General features: G+C 65.8%; 17 protein-coding genes. 10 read left to right on the top strand and 7 right to left on the bottom strand.

Translation table 11 applies throughout. The features are described from left to right. Window positions 1–21 precede the first annotated feature (21 nt). Together LZC95_40220 and folK are read left to right on the top strand one after the other, a co-directional pair. On the top strand, window positions 22–630 hold the full coding sequence (locus tag LZC95_40220; GenBank protein ID WXA92661.1) for a hypothetical protein: 609 nt from the start codon (window positions 22–24) through the stop codon (window positions 628–630). Window positions 631–633: 3 nt separating this feature from the next. After that, a complete protein-coding gene (gene folK / locus LZC95_40215) occupies window positions 634–1,128 on the top strand; it encodes a 2-amino-4-hydroxy-6-hydroxymethyldihydropteridine diphosphokinase (protein ID WXA92660.1) in 495 nt (164 codons plus the stop codon). Here the strand turns inward: folK and LZC95_40210 are convergent. From LZC95_40210 to LZC95_40185, 6 genes are read right to left on the bottom strand one after another with little or no spacing between them, the layout of a single operon-like run. Then, on the bottom strand, window positions 1,102–2,007 hold the full coding sequence (locus LZC95_40210) for a LysR family transcriptional regulator (GenBank protein ID WXA92659.1): 906 nt from the start codon (window positions 2,005–2,007) through the stop codon (window positions 1,102–1,104). The two genes, folK and LZC95_40210, sit on opposite strands and share 27 nt — an antisense overlap. Window positions 2,008–2,021: 14 nt before the next feature. Next, the gene (locus LZC95_40205; protein ID WXA92658.1) at window positions 2,022–3,965 is read right to left on the bottom strand and encodes a sigma 54-interacting transcriptional regulator; all 1,944 of its coding nucleotides are present in this window, start codon (window positions 3,963–3,965) and stop codon (window positions 2,022–2,024) included. A gap of 50 nt (window positions 3,966–4,015) precedes the next feature. Further along, complete coding sequence (locus tag LZC95_40200) at window positions 4,016–5,755, bottom strand: hypothetical protein (GenBank protein ID WXA92657.1); 1,740 nt, start codon at window positions 5,753–5,755, stop codon at window positions 4,016–4,018. A 35-nt stretch (window positions 5,756–5,790) separates the two neighbouring features. Further along, window positions 5,791–6,987, bottom strand: coding sequence for an FAD-binding oxidoreductase (locus LZC95_40195; protein WXA92656.1), 1,197 nt, complete (start codon window positions 6,985–6,987; stop codon window positions 5,791–5,793). Then, on the bottom strand, window positions 6,984–7,829 hold the full coding sequence (locus LZC95_40190; GenBank protein WXA92655.1) for a 3'(2'),5'-bisphosphate nucleotidase CysQ: 846 nt from the start codon (window positions 7,827–7,829) through the stop codon (window positions 6,984–6,986). Before LZC95_40190 ends, LZC95_40195 begins: the two co-directional genes overlap by 4 nt. A 24-nt stretch (window positions 7,830–7,853) precedes the next feature. Next, window positions 7,854–8,804, bottom strand: coding sequence for an aldo/keto reductase (locus LZC95_40185; protein WXA92654.1), 951 nt, complete (start codon window positions 8,802–8,804; stop codon window positions 7,854–7,856). Between the two features lie 51 nt (window positions 8,805–8,855). Between LZC95_40185 and LZC95_40180 the strand changes: the two genes are divergently transcribed. From LZC95_40180 to LZC95_40145, 8 genes are all read left to right on the top strand, one after another. Beyond that, window positions 8,856–9,002 (top strand): hypothetical protein, encoded by a 147-nt coding sequence (locus tag LZC95_40180; protein WXA92653.1) that lies wholly within the window; start codon window positions 8,856–8,858, stop codon window positions 9,000–9,002. Between the two features lie 62 nt (window positions 9,003–9,064). Beyond that, a complete protein-coding gene (locus LZC95_40175; GenBank protein WXA92652.1) occupies window positions 9,065–10,213 on the top strand; it encodes an ester cyclase in 1,149 nt (382 codons plus the stop codon). 80 nt (window positions 10,214–10,293) lie between these two features. Beyond that, window positions 10,294–11,334, top strand: a complete 1,041-nt coding sequence (locus tag LZC95_40170; protein ID WXA92651.1) for an AraC family transcriptional regulator — start codon at window positions 10,294–10,296, stop codon at window positions 11,332–11,334. A 12-nt stretch (window positions 11,335–11,346) separates the two neighbouring features. Beyond that, entirely contained in the window at window positions 11,347–12,702 is a 1,356-nt protein-coding gene (locus LZC95_40165; protein WXA92650.1) for a right-handed parallel beta-helix repeat-containing protein, read from the top strand. Between the two features lie 79 nt (window positions 12,703–12,781). Continuing rightward, window positions 12,782–13,999 (top strand): Hint domain-containing protein, encoded by a 1,218-nt coding sequence (locus LZC95_40160; protein WXA92649.1) that lies wholly within the window; start codon window positions 12,782–12,784, stop codon window positions 13,997–13,999. Window positions 14,000–14,067: 68 nt separating this feature from the next. Beyond that, window positions 14,068–14,487, top strand: a complete 420-nt coding sequence (locus tag LZC95_40155) for a barstar family protein (GenBank protein WXA92648.1) — start codon at window positions 14,068–14,070, stop codon at window positions 14,485–14,487. A gap of 87 nt (window positions 14,488–14,574) precedes the next feature. Further along, on the top strand, window positions 14,575–15,342 hold the full coding sequence (locus LZC95_40150; protein ID WXA92647.1) for a nucleotidyltransferase domain-containing protein: 768 nt from the start codon (window positions 14,575–14,577) through the stop codon (window positions 15,340–15,342). Beyond that, window positions 15,339–16,883, top strand: a complete 1,545-nt coding sequence (locus LZC95_40145) for a hypothetical protein (GenBank protein ID WXA92646.1) — start codon at window positions 15,339–15,341, stop codon at window positions 16,881–16,883. The genes LZC95_40150 and LZC95_40145 overlap by 4 nt, the downstream gene beginning before the upstream one ends. Here LZC95_40145 and LZC95_40140 read toward each other — a convergent pair. Next, on the bottom strand, window positions 16,868–18,988 hold the full coding sequence (locus LZC95_40140) for a hypothetical protein (GenBank protein ID WXA92645.1): 2,121 nt from the start codon (window positions 18,986–18,988) through the stop codon (window positions 16,868–16,870). The genes LZC95_40145 and LZC95_40140 overlap by 16 nt on opposite strands. Between the last annotated feature and the right edge of the window lie 29 nt (window positions 18,989–19,017).

Below are 19,017 nucleotides of genomic sequence, written 5' to 3'. Positions count from 1 at the left end.
TGGATACCTTTGGAGAGTCCCATGCTTCGAAAATCGTCCGTCATCGCTTTCTGCGTTCCCGCTCTTGCGTGCCTCGCCATGGCCAGCACGGGCTGTGAGGACGACGACGATTGGCGCCACGGCGACGCCTACGGCGGCTGGGTCAATACACCGCCTCCCAACAGCGGCACCACCACGCCGATTCTGGCGGAAGTCGACACGGACCAAACGCTGAACGCGAACCCGGGCGAGGGCGTGGGGATCTACACCGAGTACTCCGCCGGGGGCCATTGGTACATCTGGTGGACGTGCGATACGAACCGCGACAAGGCCCACCGGCCCTGTACCTTCGACGTGGACGTGCACGTCGAAAGTGGCAAAGTCTCCAACGTGCGCGGCGATCGCCTTCTCACGAGCGACAGCGTCAACGCGAGCAGCAACGGCACCGACGTGGGGGCGCATACCGTCACCACCACGGCCGTCGCCGGCATCCTGTTCGACAGCGATCCGGGGGCCGTGATTCAGCTGTCGGGCTACGTCGATGGCAATGCCGACCCGGCGTACTTTTTCTTCGTGCAGAACGGCCAGGTCAACGGAGGCTACACGGGCCGGTTGACGAATCCCTTGCGCCTGCAAGGCTCGCGTCCCTGACGAATGAGTGTGCGCGTCGTCGTTGGACTTGGGTCGAACCTGGGCGATCGGCTGGCTACGCTGCGTGAAACGGCCCAGCGCATCGCGGCGGAGATCACGCCGGTCGTGGCTGCGTCGTGGGTCTACGAGACGGCACCGGTGGGGCCGCCGCAGCCGCATTACTTGAACGCCGCGCTCTTGCTTCGTTGGGCCCCCGCGGAGTTGCCCGCGTTGCTCGAGAAGCTGCAAGCCATCGAAGCGTCGCTGGGCCGCGTGCGCCGTGAGCGATGGGGAGCGCGCACGATCGACTTGGACATTCTATGGGCGGAGGATGTCGCGCTCGACCTTCCGGGTCTCACGGTGCCGCACCCGCGCGTGCACGAGCGCGCGTTCGCGATCCTGCCGCTGCTCGACGTCGCGCCCGACGCGCCGTACGCGAGCCCGGTCACGGTGCCGGGAGAAATTGCACGCTTTGCGCCCGCCAGCGAATGGTCACAGATCCCAGGGGGCGTTCGGTAGAAAGCGCTGCACCAGTGCATCCACCACGGTGCGGACTTTGAGGGTGGCGGGGCCGAGCCACATGGCGTGGATGGGCAGGCTGCGACCCGTGTAGCCGGGGAGCACGGCCTCGAGGGCGCCCGATGCGAGGTGCTCGGCGACGAGCCACGTGGGCAGGCGCGCGAGTCCCTGGTTCGACAAGGCGGCGTCGGTGATGGCCTCGGCGCGATCGAGCCGCCAGCGTGCGCGCATGGCCGCCGACTGCTCCGTGCCATCGGGGGCGGTGAATGACCACGCCGTGCCGCCGCGGCGATCGATGATGGCGTCGTGCTCGGCCAGATCGGCCACCGTTTGCGGGCGGCCGTGCCGGTCGAGGTAATGCGGCGTCGCGCAGACCACGGTGTCCTGCCGCCCGAGGTAACGCGTGATGGGGTTCACGTTGTCGCCGAGCGCGCCCACGCGCACTTTGAGGTCGATGCCATCGCGCGCGAAGTCGGTCTTTCGATTGGAAAACGAGACGTCGAAGCGCAACGTGCGATGGCGCTCTGCGAGCTCCAGGAGCACGGGCATGACCCACCGCTGGCCGAACGACACCGGCAGATCGATGCGCACGCGCCCCGAAGGCACGCCCTTGCGCGCGGCCAGCGCCGCCTCACCCTTTTCGAGCTCCGCCAAGGCGCGCACGGCGCTCGCGTAGAAGGTGCGCCCTTCGTCGGTCAAACCGAGGCTGCGCGTGGTGCGATGAAAGAGCCGCGTGCCCAACCGCCGCTCGAGCCGCCCCACGGCCTTGCCGATCGCCGAGCGCGTGAGCGAGAGCCGCTCGGCCGCGACCGTGAAGTTGCCGGCATCGGCCGTGACGACGAAGGCCTGGAGGCCGTGAAGAAGGTCCGCAGAGACCATGGGTCTCGTTCTAGTTAAAGCCCGAACGAGCGCAGCTTCTTGTGCAGGCCTTCGCGGGTGATGCCCAAGGCTTTCGCGGCGGCCGTCTTGTTGTTCTGGTGCTCGCGCAGCGACTCGATGAGCAGCCATCGCTCGAGCTGGTCCATCATCTCTTTGAGCGTGCCCTTGGTCGGGCGCACGCGCTCGATGACGCCTTCGATCTGGCGCAGGCGAGGGGAGAGCAGCTCCGGCGTGACGAAACCGCCTGGGTCGATCTGGATGACCAGGCGCTGCACTTCGTTTTGCAGCTCGCGCACGTTGCCGGGCCAGTCGTAGCTCTGGAAAAGCTCCATGGCCTGCTGCGAGAAGCCCGCGGCGGGCTTGCCCATCTCGGTGGTGAAGCGCTGCAAGAAGTGCGTCGCGAGCAGCGGGATGTCCTCGCGCCGTTCGCGCAGCGGCGGCACGCGGATGGGGAACACCTTCAAGCGGTAGTACAGGTCCTCGCGGAAGCGGCCCTCGGAGACCTCTTTCTCGAGGTTCCGGTTCGTCGCCGCCACGATGCGCACGTTGATGCGCCGCTCCTGCGTCGCGCCGATGGGGCGGATCTCGCCCTCCTGCAGGACGCGCAGCAGCTTGGACTGCAAGGACAGAGGCATCTCCGTCACTTCGTCGAGGAACAAGGTGCCGCCGTCGGCGATCTCGAAGAGCCCCTTCTTCTCTTCGTGGGCGCCCGTGAACGCGCCCTTTTTGTGCCCGAAGAGCTCACTCTCGAGCAAATTCTCCGGCATGGCCGCACAGTTTTGCCCGACGAAAAGCTTGTCGCGGCGCCGCGAACGGTAGTGCACCGCGGCGGCAATCAGCTCCTTGCCGGTGCCGGTCTCGCCCTCGATGAGCACCGTCACGCGTGTGTCGACCACCTTGTCGAGCTGCTGCAAGAGGTGCCGCATCGGCGCCGCATGGCCGATGATCTCCTGCTGTCCGCCACGGCCGCCGGTGCGTCGCGTTTCCTCGCGCCCCTTGAGGAAGGCGTTTTCCTTCTTCAGCCGCTCCTCGGCGGCGCGCAGGCGCTTCACCAGGCGCGCATTCGCCACGGCCAGCGAGGCGTTGTGCGCCATGAGGCCCACGATTTCCAGGTCGCCGTTGGTGAACACGCCCGCGCTCTCGCGGTTGTCCATCTGCAGCACGCCGAGGATCTCTTCGCCCTTCCACAAGGGCACCCCCAGCGTGGACCGGATGCGCGCGCCGATGAGCGACTCCGTTTGCCCCACCTCGCTCGTGGCGTCGGCCGCCAGCACCGCCGCACGCTCGCTCACCACCTTGCGGAACACGCTGCGCGTGATGGGGATCGGCCCGCTGCCGGCGCCCTCTTGGCCGCGCAGCCGCGTGATCACGGGCACGTACCCCGCGCTGCCGGCGCGTGCGCCCTCCTCGTCGTCGTCGCGCAGGATGATCGTCGTGTGCGTCGCCCGCGGCACGAGCTCGAACACGGCGTCGCAGATCGCGATGAGCACTTCCGTGAGCTCGCCGGCGGCGCCGATGCGCGTTTGCGCTTCGTACAGGGTCTTCAGGCGGTCGCCGTGGCGCTCGAATTGGCCGCCGGCGGTCATCTCCTCGATGCGGCGCACGGCGACGACCCGCGCGTCGTCGGGGTCGTCCTTCACCGTGACGCCGAGCGAGACCGCGTGTTCGCCGCTGCCCAACTCGATGACGTCGCCGTTGGCCAGCGCAACCTGGAAGTTGTTCCCCGCGTCCAGCGGCACGCGCTCCGCCTGCCGGAGGATGGCCGTGCCGTTGGTGGAGCGCTGATCCGTGAGAACGTAGTGGTCGGCCGCGTAGACGATTTTGGCGTGCTGGCCCGAGACGAGGCCGTCCGACAGGACGAGATCGTTGTCGTCGGCTCGACCGATCCGCAGCACATCCGCGGACGAGTCGAGGTGTTTTCCGCTGGATGTACCGCTTTTGACCTCGAGCCTAATCATCTGGACATCTGCAGCTTTACCGCAAAATGCGGTGCGCCGTCACCTCGACCTCAAGGCAAAGCGCGCGCACGCAGTCGGTTGGCCACTTTAACAACCGCGTCGTCGCCTGCAATCAGGTCTTTGTTTCCGCTTGCAATGTCACCCGCCACGACCTTGTCGAGGGCCTCGGCCGCGGCCGTGTCTCCCTTGGGAGAAAGGTAGTCGATGGCCTCGGCGAGCGCGAGGCGCGACTGTCCGTCTTTGATCTTGTCGATCTTTTGCAGGAGCGCCTTCTTCGTGTCCTCGCGCCCGTAGGTCGCGGCCATGCGCGCCGCCTTGATGGCCTTCATGCGGCCCGTGGGCGTGGACGCCACCGGCTCGTCGAACACCGCCGCGTAGCATTTGGCGTCGTTTCCGCACTTTTCGGTGATGTTCAAGGCGCCGTTGAAGAGCTCTTTCTCTTCCTTGGTCCAATACTTCGTGACCATCTCGCCCACGGCGCGACCGCGCCCCTTGTCCATCAGCTTGAGCGCCGCCTCCAGGCCCTTGGCCTGCATCGAGGCGCCTTCGTCGCCTTTGGAGCCGCTCACCTCGCGCAGCACCCAGTCGGTGAGGGTCGGATCGTAGAAGGCCGAGCTGACCTGCACCAGCACGGGCCGCGCGAACGGCTCGTCCGGCGTCTTCAGCTTGGAGGTGGAGGACAGCTTCCGGTACGCGCCCATGAAGGCATCGCGGATGCCGTTGTCCGGCGGGAACCGGGTCAGCGATTGCGCGATGACGGTGCGGTTCGTGTCGTTGTCGGCCTTCTCCAGGGCCGCCAACAGCGGCGCCCTCGAGCCCGGGCGCGAGATCCACGAGATGGCGTCGGCCAGGATGGCCGGCCCCAGTTTGTCCGGCACGTCGTTGGCGAGCTTCGCCAGCTCGGGATCCGTCCCCTGCAAGGCGCCGAGCAGCGTCTTTTCGGCTTCCACGGGGATGACCATCAGCGCGGCGTTCACCGTGGGGCGCAGTTCGGCCTTGGTCGGCGTGAGGAGCACCTTCACCAGCGGCTTGACCGCCTGGGCGTACTTCAGCTCCTTGATGACCTGCACCGCGGTTTTTTGCCAGAATTGAATCTGGTCCATCGCGGACTCGGGGCTGTTCGCATCCACCGCGGCGGCCAATTTCTCGGTGGCCTTGGGCCCGTAGCTCGGGTGCTTCACGTCGAGCACGGCGTCGTGAAGATCGGCCACCAAGTTGTACGACTTCGACTTGGACTGCGACGGCTGGAACTTCGCGAAGCAGGTCCACAGCGAGTCGATGAGCGCTTGGTCCGTCAGCTTGCCCTGCGAGGCCACGCCGCTGGTCCACTGCGAGGCGAACTTCACGTCCTCCTCGTTTTTGCCCGGCTCGTAGTCGTTGAAGGCCTTGGCCATGGCCGGTGCCGCGCGGGAATCGCGCATGTCGGCGAGGGACTTGATGAGCTCACGACGCGTTTTGTCGTCGAGGTTCCCGGCCGTGTAGACCTTGGTCATCGGCTCGACGATGACGTTCAGAAGCTCGGTCACCTCGGGTGCCTCGCGGTTCTTGTTCGTCTTCGTCATCGTGTCTTCGAAAAACTGCGCCAGGCGCCGCACGGCGGGCGAGCGCTGGGCGGGGTCGTCGAGCCTCTTGACCCACGTCTTCGGGTCGTTCTCGTCCGCGCATGCGACGAGCATCGTGGATGCCGCGCTCACCGCAACGAGCGGAAGAACCGGCAGCACGCCCCTCACCAGACCCGCGGCAATACGGGTCGACAGCCCCAAGACAATGGTTCGCGATTTGTTGCTCACTTGTACCTCCGCCAAGTGCAGCCTTTTGCTTGACGCTACCCGATGATCATCGCTTCGGACAAGAGTTTGCCCTCTCGGAACCGGCGCAGGTTCCAGCGTTCGAACATCGCAGCGCTGGGGGCGGGGAGCTCGCCCGTCATGTCCTCGGCAATGAGCTTCCCCATGATGGGGGCCATCATGAAGCCGTGACCCATGAAGCCGGAGGCCTGGTAGAAGTTTTCGACCTCGTCGACCTGCCCCACGATGGGGTTCGCATCCGGGGTGATGTCGTAGCAGCCCGACCATTGCCGGAGCACCTTCACCTGGCCCAGAACGGGACAGGCGCGCACCAGCGAGCGGGCGTAACGCCCGAGAAAAGCGTGGGAACTGTCCTGGTTGATGCCCTGGGGCACGTGCTCCTGGCCGACGCCGCCCACGATTTCGCCGCGCGTGGATTGGCTGAAATAAAGGCCATCGGTGAGGTCCGCCACCAAGGGCTTGAGCCAGGGCTTCAGCGGTTCGGTTGAACAAATCTCGTGGCGATGCGGTTTGTTCGGCAGCTCGATGCCCAAGAGGCGCGCGATTTCCGGCGACCAGGCGCCCGCGGCGTTGACCACGCGATGGGTCCGGATCGTCTCTTCTTTGGCCGGCGCCGAGGAGGCCTTGCCCGAATGCGGCAGGGCGCGGGTGACCACGCCGTCGATGCGCGAGCCCTTGGTGCGAAAGCCCGTGACCTCGCGGAACGTCTCTACGGTGACGCCGAGCTTGCGCGCGCCCTGGGCAAAACCCCACACGAAGGGCCAGGGGAAGACGACGCCGTCGTCCGGGTTGTAGCTGGCCGCCACGACGCCGTCGGTGTCGAGCTCCGGCACGATCTGCTGCGCCTCTTTGGGCGTGAGCATGCGCGTGGGCAGGCCGCATTCGCTCTGCAGCTTCACGCTGGCCTCGAGCGCGCGGCGCTTCTCCTCCGTGCGCGTGAGAAAGAGGTAGCCGCCCTGGCGGAGCCACACGTTGATCTTCATCTCGCTCGCGAAATCGCGGCACATGCGGATGCTCTCCAGCATGAGGCGGATGTTCGCTTCGCTCGACCATTGGGCGCGGACGCCGCCGCCATTGCGACCGCTCGCGCCGCCGCAGAGGTAGCCTTTGTCGAGGACCACGATGTCGTTCACGCCGCGCTTGGCCAGCTGGTACGCGATGGCGAGGCCCATGATGCCTGCGCCGATGACGACGACTTCCGCGCGGTCTTTCACGACGAACCCGCCTTCTCGACGATGGCGCGGATGGCGTTGTCGATGGCCTTGATCATGTCATCGTGGAGGAAGCCGTTCGACATGACGATGCCGCTCTTGTTCTCCAACGACTCCGCGCGGTAGTCGATGGCATCGCCGCGGGCATCGCTGGTGCGGCCGCCGGCGCCGATGACGATGGCCTCGGGCCCGCACGCATCCCAGCGCCATCCCGCCTGCCCGAGGTGCGAGTAAATCTCGGCGGCCGCGGTGGCCACGGCGAGGGCCTTGATGCCCGCGCTCCCGAGCGGCGCGACGCTTTTCACTCCAAGGTCGTTGGCGATGCGCACCAGTTCTTCCGACGGGCGCGAACGCGAGAGCACGAGGCGCGCTTCACTGAGCTCGGCGGTGGACGAAACGCGAAGGGGCTTCTTGGTGCCGCTGGCGGTGAGCTCGAAGGTGGGGACGTTCACGCCCCCGCCGAAACGCCGTCCGGTGGCCGGTGCGTGGATCGCTCCGAGCTTGGCCCGCCCGCCTTCCGCCAGGCCGATCATCACGGCGAACTCCCCGTTTTTCTTCACGAAATCGCGGGTGCCATCGAGCGGGTCCACGAAGAAGACGGCATCGGACTCACGCCATCGGGCGTACGTCGAGGGGTCGCTTTCTTCGGCGACGACGGGCACGCCGGGGAAGGACTTGGCGAGTTCCTCGCAGATGATGCCGTTGGCTTCCCGATCCGCGATGGTGACCGGATCGTGCGCGGCCTTGTATTCGACGGCGAAGTCCGTGGCGTACACGCGGGCGATGGCCGCGGAGGCGCGTGCCGCGATGCGGAGCAGTTCGTCCAGCGTTCGGTCGTCACTCATGACAGGCGTTTCTCCGAGTCCTTCTCACATCATGATGCCGACTTTGGCGAGAGTCCGCGGGAGGGCGGCAAGGTCGGCATCGGGGAGGTAGACGGGCCCTCCTCCCGTTTCGCGCACGAGTTCGACGAGTTGATCCACGGTGCGCGGTCCGAGGATGGCGCACGATACCAGGTGGTTCGCGAGCGCGAAGCGAATCGCAGCCGCACGTAGCGAGTGCACGTTGCCCTTCACGAGAAAGCGCAGTGCGTCGAGCTGATCGATGCGCTTTGCGAGCTCGTGCTTTTCCCAACGCTTCTCGCGGTGGTCGCCCTCGGCAAACGAGTGCCCGTGCGCCCAAAGCCCCGAGAGAAGGCCGTACGCCAAGGTCGAATGCACGAGGACGCCGGCGCCGCTCACCATGATTTCGCCGGCGACCCGATGCAGGTCCACCGAGTGAAGCAGGTTGTACGACATGGAAATGACCTCGGCCCCGCGATCGAGCGCGGTCATGGCCACCTCGGAGTCGCCGGCCGCAATACCATAATGGCCGATTTTTCCGTCTTGCTTGAGCTTTTGCAAGGTCTCGAACGCTTCCCCGGCGAGCAGGGCATCGACGCTCGGGTTGTGCAGCAGGTAGACATCGAGCCGCTCGCGCCCGAGGCGCTTGAGCGAGCGTTCGACGGACTCGACGAGGTAGGGGCCGTCGAAGCGTTTGCGTGCGGGCGTGGTGCTGCGGTCGGTGCCGCCTTTGGTGACGAGCACCAAGTCCTTATTTTTGTAGGGCGCCAGCGCCTTTCCGAGCAGGTGCTCCATCTTCCCGCCGCCGTAGGTGTCGGCGGTGTCGATGAGCGTCATTCCGACGTCGATGGCGCGGTGGAGTACCCGTTCTGCGTCGGCTGGCTCGACAGGCCCGTAGGCATCCCCTGAAAGGCCCCACGTGCCGATTCCCATCTCCGCGACGAAGAGGCCCGTCTTTCCAAGTGCACGCTTTCGCACACTCTGCCCATCTCACATTTCCGCCAAAATTGCATTCGTACGCTCGGTCCCGTGCCCGTGCCCGTGCCCGTGCCCGACGAAATGGCGACCCGCGGCGCGGAAACGGGCAGGGGCACGGGCACGGGCACGGGCAGGAAAAGCGGAACGGAATACGTGGGCCGCTGGGGCTTGACGGGAGCCCAGAAAACGAGCGATTGAGGCCACGACCAATCAAACGGACGAAACTTGGGAACGAAGGGAGACCTTCGGGAGGCAGAACGATGCAAAAAGGACATGTGGCGCTGATTCTGGGGATTCTCGTGAGCGCGTGCGGTGGGGGCGAGGAAACGGCTCCCGCCCCGCAAACGCCGCCGCCTGCTCCGCCGCCGCCGGCCGCCGAGCAACCGAAGGCCGAAGCTCCGAAGGTGGAGATCAAGCCCGGCCTTTGGGATCTCGAGCAGGCGACCAACAAGGCGCTCGTCGAGGCCTACAACGCGCACGACGCGAAGAAGTTTGCCGCCCTCTACGCCGACGACGCGGTCGTTACGATCCCGGGCGTGTGGATCAACCACGGCCAGGTGCAGGGCAAGGCCGACATCGAGAAGAGCACGCAGCAGTTCTTCGACACCTTCAAGGATGCGAAGTTCTGGATTAGCCGCATCTGGGTCAAGCAGGACGTCGCCGCCATCGAGTGGGGCTGGAGCGGCACGCAGTCGGGTGAGTTCCTCGGCGTCAAGGGCAGCGAGAAGCAAGCCGGCGTCGTGGGCCTCAGCCTCGTGACGTACGACAACGACGGCCACATCAAGCAGGAAAACCGCTACGAGGACTTCGCCACCGTCTTCGCGCAGCTGGGCATCACCAAGGCGCAGGGCAAGGTTCGCCCGGTTCCGACGCCGGCCGCCTCGACGGAGACGTTCATCTCGAAGGGCACCCCCGACGAGGAGAAGAACGTGGGCGTGGCCAAGCAGCTCAACGCCGCCTTCGAGTCGAAGAAGGAAGCCGATTTCCTCGCGCCGCTGGCCGAGGACATCGAGTGGACCGACTTCGCGATGCCCGAGACGACGAAGGGCAAGGCTGCGTCGAAGAAGTTCTTCGGCGAATTCACCAAGGCGTTCCCCGACGGCAAGAGCACGACCAGCGCGCAGTTCGGCGCGGGCGAGTTCGTCGTGGAGGAGTCCTCCTTCAACGGCACGCAGAAGGGCCCTCTCGGGCCGCTTCCGGCGACGAAGAAGAACGTGACCCTGCACTCGGTCAGCGTGCTCCAGGTCAAGGATGGCAAGGTCGTGAAGGGCTGGTCCTTCGGCAACAGCATCGAGTTGGTCGGCCAGCTCGGTCTCTTCAAGCCGCCGGCACCGTCGGCTCCTGCGGGCGCCAAGCCGGCCGACAAGGGCTCCGTCGGCGCCAAGGGCGGCACGGCCCCGAAGAAGTAGTTTCGCAATTTCATCCGTATAGAACGGCGTCGGCCCACGAGTGGGGCCGGCGCCGTTTTTCTTTTGGGCTTGCAATGGACTTGGAACTTCCACGCACCACGGTGATTCGCTCGCAGTTTCTCGTGCTGTTGTTCGATTGGCTCGCACGAAACGGCGCGGCTGAAACGGCCGACGCCATCCGGCACGAGCTCGAGTTGCCCCAGGAAGGCGGCACCTTGGTCAAGGAACTCACCGTTCCGCTTTCTTCCTACCGCACCGCGAGCGAACTTGCGGCAACCCGCACGCGGGACGCCTTCATTGGCCTTCATGTCGCGCGTGACCTTCCGCGCGGGAGCTTCGGCATCGTGGAATTCGCGGCCCGCAGCGCGCCCGACGTGGAGGAAGGCTTCAATCGCGCGGTGCGCTACCTGCGGTTGCTATCGGAGACGATTCGCCTCGAGCTGCGCAAATTCGGTGGCGAGGTCGCGCTGGTGCATCGCATTCCGGGCGAGCCGTTGTGCGTGGGGCGTCAGGGAAACGAGTTTACCCTGGGGCTTTTTCACGCGTTTCTGCGAGAGCTGACCCAATCGGATGCGCAGGCAAAGCGCGTCGAGTTCGCGCATCCCGCGCCAGACGACGTGGGCGAGCTCGAACGCTTTTTCGGCACGACCCAGCTTCTTTTCGGCGCCGGCCGAAACATGATCGTCTGGAGCGATTCCATTCTGTCGCTGCCCTTGGTCTCGCACGACCAGGGGCTTCTGCCTTGGCTCGACGAATACGCGCGCACGTTGCTCCCGCCGGATTCGGCATTGGACCAGCGCATTCCGGGATTGCACGAGCAGATTCGCCAATGCTTGCAGGTGCAAACGGTTCCGACGTTGGTGGAGGTCGCCCGCCGATTGCGACTCAGCACGCGCACCTTGCAACGGCGCCTCGAGGCCGTGGGAACATCGTTTCAAGCGGAGCTCGAGAGTGTGCGCGTGGAGCTCGCGGAATGGTACCTGCGCGATCCGAAATGGAGCATTTACGAGACTGCGTTGCTTCTCGGGTATGCCGATCAACGTGGCTTCGAACGCGCCTTCGTGAAATGGCGAGGCATCACGCCGAAGGAATATCGACGTACGCATCCATCGACTTCGTGAAAGATACGGCCCATGACTTTTCGATTCATCCGACCTACGCACCTGCTCGCGTTTGCGCTGCTGGGATGCGGCTCCACCTCCAATGCGATCAACGACACGGGCAACGATGCCTCGCTCCGGAATCCGGAAGAGGGCCCCGTCGTGTACCTGTCGCAGCAGGGCAACGACGACAACGACGGCCTCACCGCGGCGACGGCGAAGCGAACGTGGAACGCCGCCATCGAGGCGGTGGGACCCGGCGGGACGGTGTACCTCTCGGGGCGCTATTACAACGAGCGCATCGTGATTTGGGCATCCGGCGAGCAAGGAAGGCCGGTCACCTTGAGGCCCGACCCGAACAATCGCGGCTTCATCGACGGCGGCAAGTCCAACCCGCAGGGCACGTGGCGCGACGACAATTTGATTCGCGTGACCGGGCACGACATCGTGTGGGATGGAATCGAGATCTTCAACAGCCCTTGGAATGCGATCGGCTTCGACGACGAGGCGGCGCGCGGTGTGATTCGCCGCACGAAGATACACGATGTTTATATGCAGCCCGTGAGTGTCTCGGCCGACGACTTCCTCGCCGAGGACAACGAGATTCACGATTCCGAGCTATCCAACGTGAACAATTCCAAGCTCGAGGGCGTGGCGGGGACGGGCATCGGCTCCGGATGGAAGTTCGATATCGGGGGCCGTACGAAGAATTTTACGACGCGGCGAAACAAGATTTGGAACAACTGGGGCGAGAACATCAGCGCGTTTCACTGCGATGGCTTCGTCATTTCGGACAACGACATTTCACCGGTGACGGCCGTCGGTATTTACACGGACAACGCAGCCAACGGCGTGGTCGAGCGCAATTTCGTTCATGATGGGGAGGGGCGAGCGCTCGCCTTTGCCTCCGAGCCGTATGGATATGCGAACATCAAAGACCCGCCGCATGACATCGTCTGGCGGAACAACATCACGCGGAGCGTGGGGCCGGTGGTGTTCATCCGCGATGGGCGGAAGACGTATTACAATCTGCACTTCGTCGGGAATACGTTTTACGATACGGAATTCTACGCCGACAAAGGCGATGAGGGTGGGGTTCGAGGAAACGAGTTCGTCGACAACATCCTCGATGGGAATTTTCACCTTCTCGACATGCCGGGGTGGTCCATCCATCACAACGATTGGGTGCGCGGCAATGCGCAGGGCTCGAATGCCCTCACGGTTGCGCCGGGCTTCGTGAACCCGAATGCGGGGACGCCGGAAGGGTTGAAGATAAGTGCGTCCTCGCCGCTGCGCGGTGCGGGTGCGGCCCATGCGAATCTGACCGCCGATTACTGGGGCGCAAGTCGCCCGTCGCCGCCGTCCATCGGCGCGCACGACTCGCCGTAAAAGCTTACACGTCGGAAAGACGCGCTCGCTGGCGGAAAACGGTGGCGGGCGCGGACGATCGTGCGAAAACGTCCTCGAGATGAATCGCATGCAGAGCCTGGTGCGCGCGCCGTCGGCCCATCGCCGCTGGCCATTTCTCGCGGGAATCACGCGCCTCCTTCCGGACCGGCGCGGTGTCTCTGCCATTGAATACGCGCTGCTTCTCGTCGCGGTTTTGCTGGTGGTGGCCGCAGGCTACCGTGCGCTCGGCGGGAAGAACGCAAAGACCGCCAACAACGCGACGGCCGTTCTCATGGGCGGGGAGGCGGCGCCCGTCGGCGGTGGCGGTGGCGCAACACCGGGGGGTGGCGACAACTCGCGGGACGTCGTGTGCGATGGCCGCTCCTGCGGCTCGCCGGGCGCGTGCTTCGTGGCGGGCACCTTGGTGGCGACCCCGGATGGCGACCGCCCGATTGAGAGCCTGAAGGTCGGCGATCGCGTTCTCGCCCGCAGCGAATGGGGCGACGCAACGGAGGTGCGCCCCATCGCGCAGACGTTCGTGCGGCAGGCGCCCTCGCTGGTCGACGTGCACGTCGTCACGCTCGACGATACCCGCGAGCGCGTCCGCTCGACGCCGGAACACTTGTATTACACACGCGATCGCGGATGGCTCGGCGCCGGCGATCTCGTGGCCGGTGAGACGCTGCTCGATCGGGCCGGTCGCGAAGTGCAGGTGACGAAGGTCGTTCCCATCGCGCAAGAGGCGGTGGTCTACAACCTCGAGGTCGAGGCGGATCACACGTATTTCGTGGGCCGTAGTTCGGTATGGGTCCACAATCAGCCGTGCGGCACAGGCGGGACAGGCGGGACAGGCGGCACGGGCGGGACCGCGGGAACGGCCGCCCCGCCTCCCGTGACGGGACCTGTCACCGGGCCCGTTACGACCACGCCGTCCACCGCTTCCACCGGACATCCGGCATCGGTGGGCGGATCGCCGGTGACCGTTCCCAGCAGCGTGACCAATCAAGCGTCGCACATGGGTGGGGGCGTGGTCAGCAACGTCAAAGTCGGCAAGAAGAAGTTCGACGTCTATTACACGGACCCTGCAGGCAACAATTACGTGGGCGGGGGCACGTTCAAGAACAAGGCGGGAACGCTTCCTACGGCGGATGCCTCGGGCAATCCCATCACGTACAAGGAATACGATACGAATTCGTTCACCCCTGGCGTGAATCGGGGGACCGAGCGCGTGGTCATCGGAAGCGACGGTACGAAGTGGTACACCAATGATCACTACACGAGCTTCACACGATTCTAATGTCCCTCGCTGATCTCCTGAACCCAGGGCCCCCTGCCATCGCGCAATGCATTGCCGATGCAGATGCGATGAGCACCGCCGTATGGACATTGCGTGGCGAGGACGCTGCGAATGGCCTCTTCATCGGTATGCTCCGTGGAAGGCGCATGCGGCGGCGTGAAGGCCTTTTCGAGCAATTTGGCGCGCTGTTGCAGTTTCCCGATTACTTCGGTGAAAATTGGGACGCGTTTCTCGATTGCATGCGCGATCTCGCGTGGCTTCGCACGGACGGGGTGGTGCTCGTCGTGCTGGATGCGGTGCAGGTGTTGGCCGACGTCGAGCCGAACGAACTCGATATTTTCATCGACGTGCTGTCCGATGCCGCGGAGTCGTGTGCCGATTCCGAAATGCCCTTTCACGTGGTGCTACAAGCCACGGTCGAGCAAGCTCCGGAACTCCAACGACGGCTCGCTGCGCTTGGTCGCGAGATCCCGCTGCTGAACCTTTAGCCACCTGAGCTGCTATTGCGATAACCTCCGATAGCCCTCCGGGCTTCGCGAATTTGCGGCGCCGCGTCGGGCGAATAGACTGCTCCCATGATGCCGATTCATCGTGAGGCCGCGGACCGCATCGTCGCGGAACTGTCCAACGATTCACGAATTGCGGGGATCGGCGTCGGCGGTTCGTGGCTCACGGGAATGGATCGCTATTCGGACATCGACTTCGTCGTGGCCGTCTATCCCGAGCACGAAGAGGCGGTGAGCGCCGAGCGCACGGCCATGGCCGAGCGGTGTGGCCCGCTGCTCGCGGCGTTCACCGGCGAGCACGTGGGCGAGCCGCGCCTGCTCATCTGCCTGTACGGGCCGCCCGTGCTCCACGTGGATCTGAAGTTCGTCTCGTTGAATGCCCTCGGCGAGCGCGTCGAGGATCCCGCTATTCTTTGGCAGCGCGGCGAGGACATGTCCCGCGCGATGAACGGCACGGAGGCGCGCTATCCGTATCCCGATCTGCAGTGGATCGAGGATCGCTTTTGGGTCTGGGTGCACTACGGCGCCTTGAAAATTGGGCGCGGTGAATTGTTCGAGGTGATCGACTTCATCGGCTACCTGCGCACCCAGGTGCTCGGTCCTCTGTTGTTGGTGCGCCTCGGCAAACGGCCGACGGGCGTTCGCCGCATCGAGGAAGCCTCGTCCGAGGCGGTGGCCGCGCTGGAAAAGACGCTGTGTGGGCACGACCGCGCCTCGTGCGGCAAGGCGCTGCGCGCAGCCATCGAGCTGTACCGAGAGCTGCGACGCGGCCGCGGAATCGCCCAGCGCGAGGCAGCCGAGCTCGCGGCCACCTCGTACCTGGACGAAGTTCTTTGACGGACCTCACGCGTCGCGCGCTGCTCTTGGCCGGAGGTGCGGCGTGCCTCGTCCCAGCCTGCCGCAGTTCGCTGCCGCCGGCGCGTCTGCCGGTGACATTGGTGAGCCGTTCCTCCGGCAACCACGCTCGCGCGATCGTGAACCTTGGTCTGCCGCTGCCGCCGGGAGCGCTCGAGGATCCGCGGCGCATTCGCGTGCTCGACGCGAACGGGCGCGAGTTGCCGTCGGCCACGCGACCGATCGAGTCCTGGGCAAACGACGGATCTGCGCGCGCGGTGCAGCTCCAGACCGAGGTCGATTTCGGCGCGGCGGCGACGGTGTCCGTGGCCCTCGCCGTCGGCGAGTACCCGAATGCGACGCGGGCGCTCGTGCCCATCGAGGAGACGTTGATCGACACCGACGGCTTGCAGGGACCGCGTGTGCTGGCGTTGCTTCCGGCCTCGTGGCTTTGCGAATCGCGCGTGGCCGGTCCGCAGGTGCCGGTGGAGCACTCGGGGAACTACGCAGGTTACGATCGCGCGGTCGAGCGGCACTTTCCCGGATCCTTGCGGTACCTGGACAGTCGCGTCTTCAGCACGTGGCTCTTCGATCGAACGAGCACCTGGTACAAGCAATACGTGCGCTCGGGCGACGCGAAGTTTCTCGACGCCGCCTACCGCGCCGCCCATTTCGTGCGGCTCCAGACCGAGCTTCAGGGGCCCGACGCGGGCATCTTCCGATTGAAAGGGCGCGATCTCAAATACGTGTACCCGCAAGCGATGCACCTGCACGCGCTGCTGAGCGGCGACCTGCGCGCGCGGGCCGCGGGCGAAGCGATGGCGCGCTACTGCTTGACCCGCTGGGATCCCTGGTACCGGCCGGAGCGCTACGCCGAGCCGCCCCTCGGGGTGGACCCGGAGAAGGACCGGCTCTTTTGGAGCGCGCGGCACGAGGCGTATGCGCTATTGGGGATTGCGCACGGCTGGGAAATGACCGGGGATCTCGTGTACCTGCGCGCCATGCGCGAGCACGTCGATGCGCTGCATGCGCATCAACGCGAGCCGCCCGACGGCCATCCGCCCGACGGCTCCTGGCGCCAAAACTGGGCGCTGTACGATCCGAACGAGACGCGGCTTACCGGTGCCGCATCGCCCTGGATGACCGCACTCTTGCTCGCCGCGCTCGCCCACGTGTGGCGCATCACCGAGGATGCGCGCATTCCCGAGATGGTGGTGCGCTGGTGCGATTTCCTCGACCGCAAAGGCTTTCAGGACGACGGCGACCCGTTTTACATCGTCGACTGCTTCGGTACGGCCTCCGTTCCTTTGCCGCCGGGCAATGCCTCGGAGCCGGCGGCCATTCACTCCATGGAAATCGCGTATAGCCTCGCCATGGGCATCTTCTTCACGCGCGATTCGGCGCAGCGTGCGCGCTTTCGAAAGCGCTTCGAGGCCCAATTCGCGCGGGCGTTGGTGCAAGATTTGAATGAGCCTCCGCGCGCGTACAATTGGGCATTCCACGCTTCGAGTGAGCTCATCGTCCTGCTTCAGAATGCCCAATAGTGAAAGACGGCGAGCGGCTGGCTCGCCGTGATTTCCAGGGCCGTTTCGGACTTCGCGGCGTCCGCAGGCACGTCGAACGCGATTTCGCTCCATGTCGTATCGGGTTGGAGCACGATGGCGGGGAGCTCGCGCCCGTTGGCGCGGGCGTGGAGCACGTTGGCCGCTCGGTTGTCGATGCGAGCGACGACGTGGGCCGCGACGCCATCGCGAAGGTGCAGCACGAAGCGCTCCACGCGGCGGTTGGCGCGACCGCCATCGGCGACCATGGGGTTGCCGTAATCCCTTGCGTCCGCCTCCTCCGACTCGGGATCGCGCACGAGCGGGGCCGCATCGACGCGTGCGACGTCGTGACCTTCGCGCGCGCCGGCGAGATCGTAGCGGTGCTCGGCTTCGCTCTCGAGATCGGCCACGTCCAGCGCGTCGATGGGCTCTCGTGCGGCAAAAGCCGGGCTCCACGGTTTTTCGCCCGAGCCGAGGAGGCTCCAATCGGCCACGTGCGCACGCATCGTCGTTCCGCCGAGCACGGTGGAATCGACCACCACGGCCTCCGTGAGCATGGGCCCGAGGACGGCGTCGCAGGCCATCCACTCCGGGTACACGATGAAGTGCGTGGGCAGGCGCGAGGGATTCGTCTTGGCGAGGCGCTCGTAGTGCTCGTAGCGCGAGCCCGGGCCGGCGACCCAATAGCGGCCTTCGCCCGGGGTGGTGAGGCCCACCACGTCGAAGGTGCGTCGCTCGCTGAAGTAGGCGATGGCGCCGGTATCGTTCAGGCCGATGCGCGCGTCGGGCGGCAGGTTCGCTTTGGCCCAGCGCCCCAGCTTCACTTGTTGCCGATCGATGCCGCTGGCCGAATTGACCACGTCGTCCATGGTGCCGTCGAGGCGCGAGGCCAAAAGGCCGACGAAGCACCCTCCGAGGATGGGCGTGAGGACGCGCCAGCGCGCGCGGATCAGGCCGAGGCCATCGCCCGCGAGGCGCGCAAAGCAGGCAAGCCCCACGAACCAGCCCGGCGCGAAGGGCCAGAGGTACCGAAGCCGGTTCCACAGAAACGAGACGTAGAAGCACGCGATGCCGATGCCTGCGGCGAGCAGCACGACGAGGAAGGCCCGCCAGCGCTTCTCTTCGCGCACGCCGAGCGGGATGACGGCGGCGAGCCCGATGATGCCGACGGCGGTGCCGCCTGCCGGGAGAAACTCCGCCGACCAAATGCGCCCATTGAGCAAGGTGACGAAGAGCAGCTTCACGTTGTATTGCACGGCGGCCCAGAGCGCGTCGCCCATGTAATACGGATTGCCCACGAGGAGCTTCACGTGCGCCGTCGACGAGATGGCGCTGCCCGAGAGCACCCGCAGCAAGAGCGCGATGAACACGGGCATGGCCAGGGGAAGCAGCGCCTTCCACCGCGTGCGCGCGGGAAAGATGAACAACGTCGCCGCCGCCGCCACGGTGAAAAGCGCACCCTCGGGGCGCAGCAGGAACGCGATCCACGAGCACACGACGAGGTGCCAGAGTGCGCGTGCGCGCAGCCGCTCGCGTTCCTGCACTTCGGCCCACTCCGCGGAAAGCCGGATGGTGCGCGCAATGGCCCATGCAAAGGGCACGGCCTCCATGCCGCTGGCCGCACACCACATGAGCCCACCGAACGCCGGAACCATGGCGCCGGCCGAAAGCGCGGCGGCCTGTCCGGCCAGGGGGCGTGCGAGACGGTAGACCTCCTGCGCGAGCAGGACGAGCGCGGCGAAGGAGAGAAGCCACGCCGGCCAGAGGATGGCGAGATCGCGAAAGCCCACGAGGTAAAACGGCGCGAGGACCAGGGGCCAGAGCAAGCTCGTGGCCCCGGTCGAAATGGGCTCACCTGGCTGAAAGCGCAGCGGGTGCCCTTCGGCGAAGGCGCGCGCGTATTGGAAATGGATGAACGAGTCGTCGAGGGTGGCGCCCGGATGGCCGAGCTTCGCCAGGACGCCGGAAATGGCCCAATACGCGAGGCCCAACGTGGCCAGCAGCACCGGGGCGATGCCGAGTGCCGTCTTCTGCCACGGGCGTGCCCGTCCCTTCCATGCCTCGGCGAGGCGGTTCCTCCATTCGCGCACGCGGTTGCCCATCATCGGGCTCGGAGACTATCGCGTCTCGTGCC

The sequence above is a fragment of the Sorangiineae bacterium MSr12523 genome, from assembly GCA_037157775.1.
GTDB lineage: Bacteria > Myxococcota_A > Polyangia > Polyangiales > Polyangiaceae > Pendulispora > Pendulispora brunnea.
This window is presented reverse-complemented; position numbering and strand designations above follow the sequence as displayed.